Raw genomic sequence first — 14,954 nt, 5'->3', positions numbered from 1 at the left:
GGGGATAGAGAAAACCCCCTCCCGGGCGGGAAGGGGCGGGAAGCGATTAGACTTCTTCCATGCGGCCCAGCAGCGCCTGCAGACGATCCTGCCAGCCCTGCTGTTGTTCTCTCAGCTGGCTATTTTCACGCTCCAGCTCTTCACGGCCGTGCTGCGCGCTCTGCACTTCCTGCGCCAGCGTGGTGTTCTTTTCTTTCAGCTCTTCGATTTCCATCTGCAACAGAGTGATGGTATCAATCGCCTGCTGAACTTTTGATTCTAATTTCTCAAACACTTCTAATGACATCGTCATACCTCTCCTGATCTTGCAAGGCGTTGATAGAAACTCGTGTTTCGTATACGCGGTCCCGCCTTAACGAATTAGCGCACAATAGCGGTGTTGTCGTCGATTGTATGAATCCCCGCCTCACCTGTCCAGCGACAACCCGCGCAGATTGCGGTTTGCAACACTTTTCAGTCTTTACCTGGTGCGTTCGCGGCAATTGCCCCGAACTTCTCTGGCGATTGTTAATCAATGAGATAACAAAATACGCAGAAAAAGGTGGGTAAATGTGCCGCAACACGCGTTTATGGCGCGAAAACGCTCATTTTCTTGACGAGGGACACAAATTTAAATTTCGATATTTCTCGTTTATGCTCGTTAACGATAAATTAACACTATGCCTACAAGGCACCGTGGTCGTCCGCGACCAACATACTTACAATAATCACTTCGCTTCAGGATCCGATTATGAGCCAGACATCAACATTAAAAGGCCAGTGCATCGCAGAGTTTCTCGGTACCGGGTTGTTGATCTTTTTCGGCGTTGGGTGCGTAGCTGCGCTCAAAGTCGCAGGAGCCAGCTTCGGTCAGTGGGAAATCAGCATCATCTGGGGTCTGGGGGTGGCTATGGCTATCTACCTGACCGCGGGCGTATCCGGTGCACACCTTAATCCGGCAGTCACCATCGCCTTATGGTTATTCGCCTGCTTTGATGGGCGCAAAGTTGTTCCTTTTATTATTTCGCAATTCGCCGGCGCCTTTTGCGCTGCGGCATTAGTTTACGGGCTTTATTACAATCTTTTCTTCGATTTCGAACACACCCACAACATGGTACGCGGCAGCGTGGAAAGCCTTGAGCTCGCCGGTATCTTCTCGACCTACCCTAACCCGCATATCAATTTTGTGCAGGCCTTCGCGGTAGAAATGGTGATTACCGCTATTCTGATGGGCGTGATTTTAGCACTGACCGACGACGGCAACGGCGTGCCGCGCGGCCCGCTGGCGCCGCTGCTGATTGGCCTGCTGATTGCCGTTATCGGCGCCTCCATGGGCCCACTGACCGGCTTCGCGATGAACCCGGCGCGTGATATCGGACCGAAAGCCTTCGCCTGGCTGGCAGGCTGGGGCAACGTCGCCTTCACCGGCGGCAAAGATATTCCTTATTTCCTGGTGCCGCTGTGCGCACCGGTGGTCGGCGCGGCGCTGGGCGCATTCAGCTACCGCAAATTCATTGGCCGCCATCTGCCTTGCGACACCTGCGTCGAGGAAGAAAAAGAATCCGCTTCTTCCGCGTCGCAACAAAAAGCTTCGCTGTAATCTGACTACGGGACACCAATTATGACCGAGAAAAAATATATCGTTGCGCTCGACCAGGGCACTACCAGCTCCCGCGCCGTCGTGATGGATCACGACGCCAATATCGTCAGCGTGTCACAGCGTGAATTCGAACAAATTTATCCGAAGCCAGGCTGGGTTGAGCACGACCCGATGGAAATTTGGGCCTCGCAGAGCTCTACGCTGGTCGAAGTGTTGGCGAAAGCCGACATCAACTCCGACGAAATTGCCGCCATCGGCATCACCAACCAGCGTGAAACCGCCATCGTATGGGAGCGTGAGACCGGCAAGCCTATTTACAACGCTATCGTCTGGCAGTGTCGCCGTACCGCGGATATCTGCGAGCAGCTCAAGCGCGACGGCATGGAAGAGTACATCCGTAAAGCCACCGGCCTGGTGGTGGACCCGTACTTCTCCGGCACCAAAGTGAAGTGGATCCTTGACCACGTCGAAGGCGCCCGCGAGCGCGCCAAGCGCGGCGAGCTGCTGTTCGGTACCGTTGATACCTGGCTTATCTGGAAAATGACCCAGGGGCGCGTGCACGTCACCGACTACACCAACGCCTCGCGTACCATGTTGTTCAACATCCATGAACTGGACTGGGACGACAAAATGCTCGACGCGCTGGATATCCCGCGCGCCATGCTGCCGGAAGTACGTAAGTCTTCTGAAGTGTACGGCCAGACCAACATCGGCGGCAAAGGCGGCACCCGTATTCCTATCTCCGGCATCGCCGGCGACCAGCAGGCGGCGCTGTTTGGCCAGCTGTGCGTGAAAGAAGGGATGGCGAAAAATACCTACGGTACCGGCTGCTTCATGTTGATGAACACCGGTGAAAAGGCGGTGACCTCAACCCACGGCCTGCTGACCACCATCGCCTGCGGCCCGACCGGCGAAGTGAACTACGCGCTGGAAGGCGCGGTGTTTATGGCCGGGGCGTCGATTCAGTGGCTGCGTGATGAAATGAAACTAATCAACGATGCTTTCGATTCTGAATACTTCGCCACTAAGGTGAAGGACACCAACGGCGTGTATGTGGTGCCGGCCTTTACCGGTCTTGGCGCGCCGTACTGGGATCCGTATGCCCGCGGCGCGATTTTCGGCCTGACCCGCGGGGTGAACGCCAACCATATTATCCGCGCCACGCTGGAATCTATCGCCTATCAGACGCGTGACGTTCTGGAAGCGATGCAGGCCGACTCCGGTATTCGTCTGCACGCCCTGCGCGTGGACGGCGGCGCGGTCGCCAACAACTTCCTGATGCAGTTCCAGTCCGATATTCTCGGCACCCGCGTGGAACGCCCGGAAGTGCGTGAAGTCACGGCGCTGGGCGCCGCCTATCTGGCAGGTCTGGCGGTCGGCTTCTGGCAAAACCTCGACGAGCTGCAGGAGAAAGCGGTGATTGAACGTGAATTCCGCCCGGGTATTGAAACCACCGAGCGCAACTATCGTTACAGCGGCTGGAAGAAAGCGGTGAAACGCGCGTTAGCGTGGGAAGAGCACGACGAAGCGTAAGATTGTGGAGGTATTCCCGGCTTGCGGCGTAAACGCCTTAGCCGGGCTACAAAATCCCAAACAGCACGATCTTGTAGCCCGGACAGGTGCGCAGCACCGCCTCCGGGTTTTTTATCAGCCAAATATCGGCAGCAACAGGTACAGCTTAATCACCAGCGCGTTGACGATGTCGATAAAGAACGCCCCCACCATCGGCACCACCAGGAAAGCCATATGCGACGGGCCAAAACGGTCGGTAATCGCCTGCATATTGGCAATCGCCGTCGGCGTCGCGCCAAGCCCGAACCCGCAATGACCGGCTGCCAGCACGGCGGCATCATAGTTCTTGCCCATCATCCGGTAAGTCACAAACACCGCATACAGCGCCATCGCCACCGCCTGCACCGCCAGAATAATAATCATCGGCAGCGCCAGCGACGCCAGTTCCCACAGCTTGAGGCTCATCAGCGCCATCGCGAGGAACAGCGACAGGCTGACGTTGCCCAGTACCGATACCGCGCGGTCAAACACGCGATACAGCCCAGCCAGCGCCAGGCCGTTGCTGAGGATCACGCCGATAAACAGCACGCAGACGAAGGTCGGCAATTCAAACACGGTACCTGCCAGCAGTTGCGCAACCACCTTCCCTACCGTCAGGCAGATAGCGATTAACGCAATACTTTCAATCAGCACCAGCGAGGTGATCATGCGGCCCATGTCCGGCTTCTCAAACGCCGTCGGCGCCAGCTGGTCGTCCGGCGTACCGTCCGGCGAGGAAGAGTGCTTCACCAGATAACGCGCCACCGGCCCGCCGATCAGGCCGCCGAGCACCAGGCCGAAGGTTGCGCAAGCCATGGCGACCTCGGTGGCGTTGGCAAATCCGTAACGCTCAACGAACAATTTACTCCACGCCGCCCCGGTGCCGTGGCCGCCGGAAAGCGTAATAGAACCGGCCAGCAGACCCATCAGCGGATCCAGCCCCAGCAGCTTCGCCATGCCGATACCGAGCGCGTTCTGCAGCAGCAGCAGGCCTACCACCACAATCAGGAAAGTGCCAAGCACTTTGCCGCCCGCCCGTAGGCTGGCAAGGTTAGCGTTAAGGCCGATAGTGGCGAAGAATGCCAGCATCAGCGGGTCCTTCAGGCTCATATCGAAATCAATTTCGATATCCATGCTTTTTTTCAAAACCAGCAGCGCCAGCGCCACCAGCAGGCCGCCGGCGACGGGTTCAGGAATGGTATATTTTTTGAGGAATGGGACGTTCTGAACGAGCTTTCGCCCTAAAAGCAACACCATGGTTGCGGCAACGAGCGTCGATAAGGTATCGAGATGCAACATAAAAAAGAGCTCCTTATGGGCGCATGATTCATTCACACGCGACGGTATTCCCGGTGTCGATTACTTCTCATCTTGAGGAGTCGGAGAGCGATTTTAAGCAGAAGTGCGCAAAAAATGACAGAAAAAGATATTTTGTATTAGCGTTGATGCGATCAAGCATACAAAATGTTAATTAATTTGTTACATCTATTCAGTGAGGATATTTTTCGCGCCAAATCGTGGCAAACGTTTGCTTTTGGTCTACAGTCCGATAAAATTCCCGCTTTGCCACCTTGGGATTGTTTGTGATGTCCGTTACGACCGCAGAGTCAGAAAATGCGCAACCGGTTGCGCATAAACCAGCCAGCGAATTAATCTATCGCCTCGAAGACCGTCCGCCGCTTCCGCAAACGCTGTTTGCCGCATTCCAGCACCTGCTGGCGATGTTTGTCGCGGTCATCACCCCGGCGCTGCTTATCTGTCAGGCGCTCGGCCTTCCGGCCGAAGATACGCAACACATCATCAGCATGTCGCTGTTCGCCTCCGGCGTGGCATCCATTATCCAGATTAAAGCCTGGGGACCAGTAGGCTCCGGCCTGCTCTCCATCCAGGGCACCAGCTTCAACTTCGTCGCCCCGCTGATTATGGGCGGCACCGCGCTGAAAACCGGCGGCGCCGACGTGCCGACGATGATGGCCGCGCTGTTCGGCACCCTGATGCTGGCGAGCTGCACCGAAATGGTCCTCTCGCGGGTTCTGCATCTGGCGCGCCGCATTATTACGCCGCTGGTCTCCGGCGTGGTGGTGATGATTATCGGCCTGTCGCTGATTCAGGTTGGCCTGACTTCTATCGGCGGCGGCTATGCGGCGATGGCCGACCACACCTTCGGCGCGCCGAAAAACCTGCTGCTGGCGGGCATCGTGCTGGCGCTGATCATTATCCTCAACCGCCAGCGCAACCCGTACCTGCGCATCGCCTCGCTGGTCATCGCGATGGCTGCCGGTTATCTGGCGGCGTGGTTCCTCGATATGCTGCCGGCTAACACCGCGCCTACCAACAGCAGCCTGATCACTATCCCTACGCCGCTCTATTACGGCCTGGGCATCGACTGGAGCCTGCTGCTGCCGCTGATGCTGGTCTTTATGATCACCTCGCTGGAAACGATCGGCGATATCACCGCCACCTCCGACGTCTCTGAACAACCGGTCTCCGGCCCGCTGTATATGAAACGCCTGAAAGGCGGCGTACTGGCGAACGGCCTGAACTCATTTGTTTCCGCCGTTTTCAATACCTTCCCGAACTCCTGCTTCGGCCAGAACAACGGCGTGATCCAGCTGACCGGCGTCGCCAGCCGCTATGTGGGCTTTGTGGTGGCGCTGATGCTGATTGTGCTCGGCCTGTTCCCGGCGGTAAGCGGCTTTGTACAGCATATTCCTGAGCCGGTACTTGGCGGCGCGACGCTGGTGATGTTCGGTACCATTGCCGCATCCGGCGTGCGCATCGTCTCCCGCGAGCCGCTGAATCGCCGCGCCATTCTGATTATCGCCCTCTCTCTGGCGGTGGGTCTCGGCGTATCGCAGCAGCCGCTGATCCTGCAGTTCGCGCCGGACTGGCTGAAAAACCTGCTCTCCTCCGGTATTGCCGCTGGCGGTATCACGGCGATTGTTCTGAATTTAATCTTCCCACCTGAGAAGAACTAACGCATTGAAGTTGCGCTCCCCGGTATCGCCACGGCGACCAGGGAGCGCGGCGGCTGTAACATCTCTTCACCTCACTTCATCTCATTTCACTATTCCTGCCTTGAGGATTGCGCATAAATCGTGCATAACACGGTGATGTGTACTTATCAGGATGGAAGATCATGAAATTTCTTGGAAAGCTGATTCTCTGGCTGCTGATCGCCCTGCTGGTCGTTATCGTCGCCGCTTACTTTGCGCTGCAAACCCGCTGGGGGGCGCGCCAGGCGAGCAGTTGGTTAAGCGAAAGCACCGGCTGGAAAATCGCCTTCGATAAGATGGCGCATGACTTCTCTTCCCCACTGCATCTGCAGTTGCAAAATGTCACCTTTGGCCGCGACGGCAAGCCGCCGACGCTGGTCGCCAGAACGGTGGATATCGGTTTTAGCACCCGCCAGTTCAGCGACCCGCTGCACGCCGATGAAATCGTCCTCAGCGACGGCACGCTGAATCTCTCTCCGGCTTCCGCCTCGATGCCGTTTGCCGCCGACCGCCTGCAGCTACGCGATATGGCCTTTAACAGCCCGGACAGCGAGTGGAACCTGAGCGCGCAGCGGGTGACCGGCGGCGTGATGCCGTGGCAGCCGGAAGCGGGCGACGTGCTGGGCAGAAAAGCGCAAATTCAGATGAGCGCGGGCTCGATGAATATTAACGGCGTCGAAGCCAGCAACGTCCTGATCCAGGGGGCAATTGATAACGGCGAGGTGACTCTGAACACCCTTGGCGCCGATATCGCGCGCGGCACGCTGACCGGCAACGCCAAACGCCGCGCCGACGGTAGCTGGCTGGTTGATAACCTGCGCCTGAATGAAATTCGGCTACAGAGCACCAAACCGCTAAATGAGTTCCTTGCGCCGCTCACCTCGGTGCCGTCGCTGCAGATTGGCCGGCTGGATGTGACCGATGCTCGTTTGCAGGGGCCAGGCTGGGCGGTGACCGACCTCGACCTCAACTTGCGCAATCTGACTTTGAGCCATAACGGCTGGCAGAGCGACGACGGGACGCTATCGATGAACGCCAGCGAGTTTATCTACGGTTCGTTGAATTTCCTCGATCCCATCGTCAATGCCGAATTCTCGCCGCAGGGCATTGCGCTGCGCCAGTTCAGCTCCCGCTGGGAGGGCGGCATGGTGCGTACCTCCGGCAACTGGCTGCGCGCCGGTAATGCGCTGGTGCTCGACGATGCCGTCTTCGCCGGGCTGGAATATACGCTGCCGTCCAACTGGAAACAGCTGTGGATGGAGCCGATGCCGGGCTGGCTGCAAAGCCTGACGTTGAAGAAATTCAGCGCCAGCCGAAATCTGATTATCGATATCGACCCGGCCTTCCCGTGGCAGATCACCGCGCTGGACGGTTACGGCGGTGAACTACAGCTGGTGAAAGATGGCCAGTGGGGAGTGTGGAACGGTAGCGCCAACCTCAATGCCGCCGCCGCGACCTTCAACCGCATCGACGTACGCCGCCCGTCGCTGAAGCTGAGCGCGAACGCTTCGACGGTCAACATTAGCGAGCTGAGCGCTTTTACCGAGCGCGGCATTCTGCAGGCGACCGCCGCGGTGTCACAATTGCCGCAACGCCAGGTTAATCTGAGCTTGAACGGCCGCGGCGTGCCGCTGAATATTCTGCAGGCCTGGGGCTGGCCTGCGCTGCCGATTAGCGGCGACGGCAACTTCCAGCTAACCGCGAACGGTAGCATGCAGGCCAATGCGCCGCTGAAACCGAGCGTCAACGGCCAGCTCAGCGCCGCCAATATGGATAAGCAGCAGGCGGCGCAGGTGATGCGCAACGGCGAGGTTAGCAACGCGCCCGCCGCGCCGCAGTAAAGTCATCCTCACCCTGCCCTCTTCCCGCAAAACTCAGCTCTGACAGCTCCCTCTCCCTTTCAGGGAGAGGGAGCTGAAACCTGTGCGCAATGAGCGGCTATTTGTACCTATTTCCCGCAACAGGTTCCTTTCAAATATCAGAATTGCTATAACCAAAATACTGGAAGTTGATAAAAATAATGATCCCCTGTACCTACAAAAATAAAAGGAACAACCATGTCTGTAATACGTCAACGTATTCTGGAGAATATGCAAAAATTCTCCAGGGCCATGATCGGCGCAGTATTGTTCTTGCCGGTCATTGGATTAATTCTGGCTCTCAGTTCCGTCTTAACTAACCCAACTCTTATTGCTGAAACCAGTTTCCTTCATCAATTAGGGCAACTGCTTGGCGATACCTTCTGGCCATTATTCGGTAACCTCGGATTATTGTTTTGCGTGGGAATAAGTTACGGCCTGGCAAAAGATAAAAAAACGGAAGTCGCGCTTGTCTCGGTGATGTGTTTTATCATGTTTCTCGGCGCCAACCATTCATGGCTGGAACATACTCATGCGGTGGCGGAAAAAATTAACGGCGAATATTACGGCACCGGGCAAACGCAGCTATTAGGCTTTGTGGTCGTCGATATGGGGGTATTCCTCGGAATCATCCTTGGCTGCACCATTGCCTGGGTACATAATAAAGTCTCCAATATTGAGCTGCCCGGCGCACTATCGATGTATGGCGGGGCGAAGCTGACGCTGGTCGCGATGACGCCAGTCATTATCTGCTACGCCATTGCTTTTACCTGGATTTGGCCGTTTATGACCCACGGTATTAGCGCGCTGACCGGGTTTATGAAGAACGCCGGCGTCGCGGGAGTGTTTGTCTACGGCTTCTTTGAAAAATTCCTTATTCCCACCGGCTTGCACCATTTCGTGTGGTCGCCTTTCCAGCTCACGCAAATCGGCGGCACGCTGAATGTCGATGGCCAGGTGGTCTCCGGCACCCAGGCGATTTTCCTCGCCTATATGCGCCATCCAGACCTGACCCCGGTGATGAACGACGCGTTGCGTTTCTCGCAACAGGGGATGACCACCATCTTTGGCCTGGCGGGCGCATCGCTGGCGTTTTATCACACCGCGAAGCCGGAGAAGAAAGCGATGGCGAAGGCGATTCTGCTGCCGGCGATTATCACCTCGATGCTAACCGGCATCACCGAACCCATTGAGTTCACCTTCTTATTTGTCTCGCCGCTGCTGTGGGTGATCCATGCGACCTTAACCGCCGCTTCACAGGCAATTTGCGACATCTTCACCGTGCGACCGTGGGGCGCCTCCGGCCTGATTGAATTTCTGATCTACAACCTGCCGCTGCCGGTGTCGTTAACCCGCTGGCCTGGGTACGTGCTGATCGGTATTGGCCAATTTATCGTTTATTACGCGATATTCCGCACGCTGGTCGTGAAGTTAAATCTGAAAACGCCGGGCCGCGAGGATGACGATAACGTCAAGTTATACAGTAAGGCGGACTACCGTAAAAAAGTTAGCGGCCCGCAGTCAATGACGGATGAAATTATTAATGGTTTAGGCGGTAAAGCCAATATTATCTCCGTTGATAACTGTTTCACGCGCCTGAGGGTGGCCGTCCATAATATGGCATTAGTTGATGATGAAATATTAAAAAGCACCGGCGCAAATGGCGTAGTACGCAATCGTAATGAAGTTCAGGTTATTTATGGCGTCAAAGTCGGGCAAGTCCGTTCCCGGGTTGATAGCTGGCTAGCAGATAATTAATTGGGAGTAATGTATGAAATTAACCGTATTAGGCGGGGGCGGCGTACGCTCTGCATTTCTGGCGAAGTCGCTGGCTTATAACGCGCACCGCATTGGTTTAACGGAAGTGGTATTTCAGGATAGCTCAGCGGAGAATTTATCGCTATTTGGTGAAATCGCCCGCTATGTATTTAATACCATTCGCCCGGATATTCATTTTACTACCACCAGCGATCCAGTTACCGCGCTGCAGGGTACCCATTACGTGATTACCACGCTGCGCGTCGGCGGCGATGAGAGCCGCATCCGCGACGAGCGGATTGCGCTGGAGCATAACACGCTGGGCCAGGAGACCACCGGCGCAGGCGGTTTTGCCATGGCGATGCGCTCGATCCCGGCGATCCTGCGCTACTGTCAGTTGATCGAGGAACACGCCGACAAAGACGCGATCCTGTTTAACTTTACCAATCCCTCCGGGCTGGTTACCGAGGCGATTATCAAATCCGGTTTCAAACGCCGGGTGTACGGGATTTGCGATGCGCCGTCGGAGCTCATCCGCGAGCTGCCGGAGATCCTCAGCTGCGACCCGCACGACCTGAGCGTGGAATGCTACGGCTTAAACCACTTTTCCTGGTTTACGCATTTCACCGTGTGCGGGGAAGATGTTACCGCTCAGTTGGTCGCCAACCCGGATTTGTATCGCAAAACGGCGATGCAGTACTTCTCGCCGGAGCTGGTCAAACTGTGCGATAACCAGTTGCTCAACGAGTATCTCTATTACTACTACTATCGCGAAGTGGCGCTACGGGCGATTCAACAAGCGCCGGAGACCCGCGGCGAGCAGATTGCCCGTATCAACCACGATATGCGTCAGGAGCTCAGCGGCGTGGATGTTAAAGCGGATCCGCAGGCGGCCTTTACCATCTGGATGAAGCACTACCTGCGCCGCGAAAACAGCTATATGCAGAACGAGTCGCAGCAGGAAAAATTCCATACTCGCGAGCCGTTAACGTTGCGGCAGTTTATCGAAGAGCCGGATACCGGCGGCTACGCCGGGGTGGCGCTGGATATTCTGGAGGCGGTCAACAGCACCACCACCAAACGCATCGTGGTGTCGATACAGAATAACGGCACGCTCGATTTTTTACGCCCCGACGATGTGATTGAAATCAGCTGCGATCTGAGCAAAGAGGGTCTTAAGCCGGTGACGCCGATAAACGTGCCGACGGCGCAGAAAAATATGATTGCCAGCGTGAAGGAGTATGAACGGCTGGCGGTGGCGGCAATTCTGCAGCAGGACAAATCGCTGGCGGTAAGGGCGTTAATGGCTCATCCGCTGGTCGGTTCATATTCGCTGGCGAAGAGGCTGGTTGCGGCCTATCTCGACGATGAACAGTTCGCCGGGTGGCGGTAACGAGTTCACGCTTGATTGAGTAGATACTGTTATCGATTTGCAACTTTTTCGCTTGAGAAAACGTTTATCGCATGTCGCTTCAGAGGACATTGCGCTCCCGGTTGATTTTTATGCAATATGTTTTCCGTGGCGCAGTGAGCGCTCAGGGGGCGGCCAGTCGCCGCCGCCCCCTGTACCCCCGGGCTTTGGCCGCCAAAATCGCCGCTACGCGGTCCCCTCGACTTATCCCTGCAGGCTTCGGGTCGGGCCGAGGCTGCGTCCCTGCAAATCACGGCCCTCAGCCCGCATCCATGCGGGCTGCCCCGGCCTTCCGGGAACGTCTCAGCGATTTTGAGGCCATCAGCACTGGCAGTTTCAGCCAGTGTGGTGAAGACATTAAAGGCAGGTCGCCCGGACTGTAGCCCGGGTAAGGCGTAGCCGCCACCCGGCGCAAAAGCGGCTCCTTATCCGCGGATATTGCCCGGCGGCGCTACGCTTAGCGGGGTTACCTATTGCTACGTACGCTGGTAAACCACATTTTTAACAACCGCTCAAAGCCCAATATGCAGTAGCCAAAAAACGGGTTGCTCCAGTAAATATCATCGTCGAACTTCTGCGGGTCGTGAATAATAAACGCCGTATTCGCGGCCTGCGCCAGCGGGCTTTGATAATCGCCGGTAAAGCAAACCAGGTTTATCTCCTTACCTTCCAGCGCCTTAACCCAATTTAACGCCGAACTGCTGCGTCCGGATTTCGAAATGATCCAGATAGAATCAAAGCGGGCAGCGTTTTTTTGCTCAAGGATTTCGTAATCGGGCCACAGCGCCAGGCTGGCGTTCACGCCGGTAACGAGAAACTTATTATAAATATACTGGGCAATCAGCTGCGAAAAGCCGCTGCCGTGGATCAAAATACGCTGCTGCTCAAGGCCTGCCAGCAGCGGCGTCAGCGCTTCTGCCGGCTGAATGCTCATATAATCGATATCGTTGGTGACATCGAGCTTTGGCATGGTGATATTGAACTTGATGAAATAGACCAGCTCCAGCCAGCCGCTGAACTTAAGCTTCTTCGCCAGCCGCACCAGCGAAGAAGGATTACTGTAGCAGCGCTCCGCGACGGTGCGGATCCCTTCGCGGATACACAGCTGCGGGTCATTCTGAATAAAACGCAGCACGGTCATTTCGGTTTTACTCAACTTCACGTCACGAAAGATATTTTCTAAGTCCATTACGGGCTCCTCTCAGCGGCAGATTACGCTACCACCGGAGGGCAAATCGGTCTGTGGGATGGCTCTCAACGTCACTGCCGGTATTCACTGCACAGCAGCCATCTTGCAGGTTCATCTTCCTCAATGGAGGGAAAGCGCCCGCCCGCTTCGAGAAAACGATTATCCGTATGGTCGTCATTAACCATTGAAATCTCCCAACCCATCACTATCCCTTTTTCGGCCCAGAAGCGATGATAGAGGCCCACCGGTAGACAGACGCTCTGCCCCGGATGCAGCACCAGCGTCTCAGCGGGTTTCAGCGTACGCTGGCAGCCATCGATCATCACGCTAACATGGCGCTGTTGGTCTAACTGTTCGTCCTGCGTCGCCCAGGCCAGTTGCATGCAGAGGTCGCCGCCGCCGCGGTTAATGATGTCCTCCATTTTGTGGTAATGGAAATGCCAGGGGGTTTGCTGATCTTGCTGAATCTGCAACATTTTTTCCGCGTAGGGTTTGGTATAACGCGGGTCGGATAAGGAACCGTTACGTAACGTCAACAGCGTAAGGCCCGTTTCGCGAAAGCAACCGCTGGCGAAATCCGTCACATCCCATCCAAGCTGTAGATCCTGGACTTCATGCCAACCTTCATGCCGCTTCTGCGGCCAGATTGATGCCGTAAAGTGGGCAAATTCCGGCAGGCTGATGCGAAAAGTTTCGGCCATCGCCAGCGCTTTATCTATCGCATAGTTAATCTGGGAACGTTTCATGGTTTAACTCCGCTTCGCACGGCAAGCCAGGCAGCGCCGCGCATACCGCTACTGTCGCCATGCCGCGCAGAAATGATAGGGGTAGAAAAATGGTCGGTGAAGACCAACGGGGCGACCACCGATGGTAAATCCGCTACCAGCTGCGGCGCGTTGGATAAACCGCCGCCCAACACAATCACGCCGGGATCGATGATATTGACAATAGTCGCCAGCGTCCGCGCCAACTGTTGACGAAAGCGATGGATCTGATGGCAAGCGGCGGATTCTCCCGCCTGCGCGCGGGCGAGAATCTGCTCGCTCGACAAACGCTCTCCGCTGAGCAGTCGATAGCGTTCACGTAGCCCCGTTGCGGAAATAAAAGACTCCACACAGTTAAATCTGCCGCAATAACAACGTGTCGGCGGCCCATCCTCCTCAGGAGAATAGCCGGGCAAGGCGATATGCCCGCACTCTGCGGCAATACCTGAGGCACCGACGAAAGGCTGCCGCTCCAGGGTAATACCACCTCCGCAGCCGGTCCCTAACGTCATGCCGAAAACCGATGAAAACCCTTCTCCGGCGCCATCGCATGCTTCTGATAAGGCGAAACAATTGCCATCGTTGGCTAACACCACCGGCTGACCGAGCGCCTGTTCAAGCGCATCCTGTAAACGATAGCCGTTAATTACCTGAATGTTGGCGTTACGAATGGCGCCATGCTGTGGCGAAACGCTACCCGGCAACGCGATGCCAATAGCCATCGGCGTTCCCGTCCGCGCGCGAATATCGGCAACGAAATCCACGATGCACGATATAAATGCCTGACGGTTTTCTTTCCGTGTTGCGCGGCGGTAACGCCCCCGCTCCCGTCCCTGCTCATCCATCACGACGGCGGCGATTTTCGTCCCACCGACATCCAGTCCGAGGTAATTCATCTTTGCCTCCTGCCGATTGGAAGGCGGGCGTACCCGCCTTCCGACTGGGTCAATACAAGCTTGCTTTGCCGGTGGAACCAAACAACTTCATTTTGTGGCGAATAACTTCACGTGCGGCATTAATCGGTTCCGGATAAATCACATTCGGATCCCACCAGCTCTCTTTACTTAAAATTTCACGTACTTTCAGGAAGTAGGCGTGTTTCATATCGCTGGAGATATTGATTTTCCCGACTCCGAGCGTGACCGCCTCGGCAATTTCCGCATCCGGATTGGCGGAGCCGCCGTGCAACACCAGCGGAATCGACACTCGTCCGGCAATATCGCGCAGGATGTGCATCTGCAGTTCAGGCTGCATCCCTTTTGGATAGATGCCGTGCGCGGTACCAATCGCCACCGCCAGAGTGTCGACGCCGGTACGCGTGACAAAATCCTGCGCCTGCGCCGGGTCGGTATAAGTCACTTTCGACACTCCGCCCTCTACAGACGTTCCCGTTTGGCCGATGGTCCCCAGTTCACCTTCGACAGAGACGCCAACCGCATGCGCCAGCCTGACCACTTCCCGAGTTAGAGCGACGTTTTCTTCATAGGGCAGCAGCGACCCATCGATCATCACCGAGGTAAAACCGCACTGGATCGCACGCAGAACATGCTCCACCGAGGCGCCATGATCGAGATGTAATGTAAACGGCACCCGGCTACGCTGGGTGATATCCCGCACGTAGCTAAAAAAGGAATCGCCGACAAAGTCGTGCTCGCTGGGGTGAATTGAAATGATGGCGGGAGTATTTGTCGCTTCCGCCTCTTCCACGACGGCGCGAATAAAGCAGCTGTCCGCAACGTTAAATGCGCCGATAGCAAAGCCGTGTTCACGAGTCGGTTTAAGTATTTCTTGCATGGAAACTAACATGGTCTTCTCCAGTTTCAGGGTGTAGTTCGCCCTGCCAGGGC

Annotated in this window: 12 protein-coding genes; 6 read left to right on the top strand and 6 right to left on the bottom strand. The window is 56.2% G+C overall.

Annotated elements, in window-relative coordinates:
- Positions 1–46: 46 nt before the first annotated feature.
- Positions 47–292 carry a septal ring assembly protein ZapB gene (zapB, locus tag ABLV66_RS00510; protein ID WP_020077673.1) on the bottom strand — a complete coding sequence of 82 codons (246 nt, stop codon included), beginning with the start codon at positions 290–292 and terminating at the stop codon, positions 47–49.
- 438 nt (positions 293–730) lie between these two features.
- Between zapB and ABLV66_RS00505 the strand changes: the two genes are divergently transcribed.
- Together ABLV66_RS00505 and glpK are read left to right on the top strand one after the other, a co-directional pair.
- The gene (locus tag ABLV66_RS00505) at positions 731–1,579 is read left to right on the top strand and encodes an MIP/aquaporin family protein (protein ID WP_015369132.1); all 849 of its coding nucleotides are present in this window, start codon (positions 731–733) and stop codon (positions 1,577–1,579) included.
- A 21-nt stretch (positions 1,580–1,600) separates the two neighbouring features.
- On the top strand, positions 1,601–3,112 hold the full coding sequence (gene glpK / locus ABLV66_RS00500; RefSeq protein WP_045411423.1) for a glycerol kinase GlpK: 1,512 nt from the start codon (positions 1,601–1,603) through the stop codon (positions 3,110–3,112).
- Between the two features lie 114 nt (positions 3,113–3,226).
- Here glpK and gltS read toward each other — a convergent pair whose 3' ends face one another.
- Positions 3,227–4,429, bottom strand: coding sequence for a sodium/glutamate symporter (gene gltS / locus ABLV66_RS00495; protein WP_015703819.1), 1,203 nt, complete (start codon positions 4,427–4,429; stop codon positions 3,227–3,229).
- A 287-nt stretch (positions 4,430–4,716) separates the two neighbouring features.
- On the opposite strand from gltS, the gene ABLV66_RS00490 reads away from it, so the two are divergent.
- From ABLV66_RS00490 to ABLV66_RS00475, 4 genes are all read left to right on the top strand, one after another.
- Positions 4,717–6,108 carry a nucleobase:cation symporter-2 family protein gene (locus tag ABLV66_RS00490; RefSeq protein WP_015369129.1) on the top strand — a complete coding sequence of 464 codons (1,392 nt, stop codon included), beginning with the start codon at positions 4,717–4,719 and terminating at the stop codon, positions 6,106–6,108.
- A 161-nt stretch (positions 6,109–6,269) separates the two neighbouring features.
- Positions 6,270–7,967, top strand: coding sequence for an AsmA family protein (locus ABLV66_RS00485; RefSeq protein WP_289577795.1), 1,698 nt, complete (start codon positions 6,270–6,272; stop codon positions 7,965–7,967).
- A gap of 216 nt (positions 7,968–8,183) precedes the next feature.
- Positions 8,184–9,743 carry a PTS transporter subunit EIIC gene (locus tag ABLV66_RS00480; RefSeq protein ID WP_348876613.1) on the top strand — a complete coding sequence of 520 codons (1,560 nt, stop codon included), beginning with the start codon at positions 8,184–8,186 and terminating at the stop codon, positions 9,741–9,743.
- 13 nt (positions 9,744–9,756) lie between these two features.
- Positions 9,757–11,136, top strand: coding sequence for a family 4 glycosyl hydrolase (locus tag ABLV66_RS00475; protein ID WP_348876614.1), 1,380 nt, complete (start codon positions 9,757–9,759; stop codon positions 11,134–11,136).
- 484 nt (positions 11,137–11,620) lie between these two features.
- On the opposite strand, the gene ABLV66_RS00470 is transcribed toward ABLV66_RS00475, so the two are convergent.
- From ABLV66_RS00470 to ABLV66_RS00455, 4 genes are all read right to left on the bottom strand, one after another.
- Positions 11,621–12,343 carry a MurR/RpiR family transcriptional regulator gene (locus tag ABLV66_RS00470; protein ID WP_015369125.1) on the bottom strand — a complete coding sequence of 241 codons (723 nt, stop codon included), beginning with the start codon at positions 12,341–12,343 and terminating at the stop codon, positions 11,621–11,623.
- Between the two features lie 71 nt (positions 12,344–12,414).
- Positions 12,415–13,089, bottom strand: a complete 675-nt coding sequence (locus tag ABLV66_RS00465) for a D-lyxose/D-mannose family sugar isomerase (RefSeq protein WP_047078202.1) — start codon at positions 13,087–13,089, stop codon at positions 12,415–12,417.
- Complete coding sequence (locus ABLV66_RS00460) at positions 13,086–14,003, bottom strand: ROK family protein (RefSeq protein WP_047078203.1); 918 nt, start codon at positions 14,001–14,003, stop codon at positions 13,086–13,088. The genes ABLV66_RS00465 and ABLV66_RS00460 overlap by 4 nt, the downstream gene beginning before the upstream one ends.
- 49 nt (positions 14,004–14,052) lie before the next feature.
- Positions 14,053–14,913: a ketose-bisphosphate aldolase gene (locus tag ABLV66_RS00455; RefSeq protein ID WP_045386571.1), complete on the bottom strand. Its 861-nt coding sequence runs from the start codon at positions 14,911–14,913 to the stop codon at positions 14,053–14,055.
- Positions 14,914–14,954: the final 41 nt, after the last annotated feature.

This window comes from Klebsiella sp. CN_Kp073, assembly GCF_040065495.2.
GTDB lineage: Bacteria > Pseudomonadota > Gammaproteobacteria > Enterobacterales > Enterobacteriaceae > Klebsiella > Klebsiella aerogenes.
Note: the sequence above shows the minus strand (reverse complement) of the source record. Positions and strands in the feature narration are given on the sequence as shown.

What these genes read in the sequence shown, in the direction of transcription:
- glpK (WP_045411423.1), top strand. Translation starts at nt 1,601, where the DNA reads ATGACCGAGAAAAAATATATCGTTGCGCTCGACCAGGGCACTACCAGC.
- ABLV66_RS00485 (WP_289577795.1), top strand. Translation starts at nt 6,270, where the DNA reads ATGAAATTTCTTGGAAAGCTGATTCTCTGGCTGCTGATCGCCCTGCTG.
- ABLV66_RS00475 (WP_348876614.1), top strand. Translation starts at nt 9,757, where the DNA reads ATGAAATTAACCGTATTAGGCGGGGGCGGCGTACGCTCTGCATTTCTG.
- gltS (WP_015703819.1), bottom strand. Translation starts at nt 4,429, where the DNA reads ATGTTGCATCTCGATACCTTATCGACGCTCGTTGCCGCAACCATGGTG.
- ABLV66_RS00480 (WP_348876613.1), top strand. Translation starts at nt 8,184, where the DNA reads ATGTCTGTAATACGTCAACGTATTCTGGAGAATATGCAAAAATTCTCC.
- ABLV66_RS00455 (WP_045386571.1), bottom strand. Translation starts at nt 14,913, where the DNA reads ATGTTAGTTTCCATGCAAGAAATACTTAAACCGACTCGTGAACACGGC.
- ABLV66_RS00460 (WP_047078203.1), bottom strand. Translation starts at nt 14,003, where the DNA reads ATGAATTACCTCGGACTGGATGTCGGTGGGACGAAAATCGCCGCCGTC.
- ABLV66_RS00505 (WP_015369132.1), top strand. Translation starts at nt 731, where the DNA reads ATGAGCCAGACATCAACATTAAAAGGCCAGTGCATCGCAGAGTTTCTC.
- ABLV66_RS00470 (WP_015369125.1), bottom strand. Translation starts at nt 12,343, where the DNA reads ATGGACTTAGAAAATATCTTTCGTGACGTGAAGTTGAGTAAAACCGAA.
- ABLV66_RS00490 (WP_015369129.1), top strand. Translation starts at nt 4,717, where the DNA reads ATGTCCGTTACGACCGCAGAGTCAGAAAATGCGCAACCGGTTGCGCAT.
- ABLV66_RS00465 (WP_047078202.1), bottom strand. Translation starts at nt 13,089, where the DNA reads ATGAAACGTTCCCAGATTAACTATGCGATAGATAAAGCGCTGGCGATG.
- zapB (WP_020077673.1), bottom strand. Translation starts at nt 292, where the DNA reads ATGACGATGTCATTAGAAGTGTTTGAGAAATTAGAATCAAAAGTTCAG.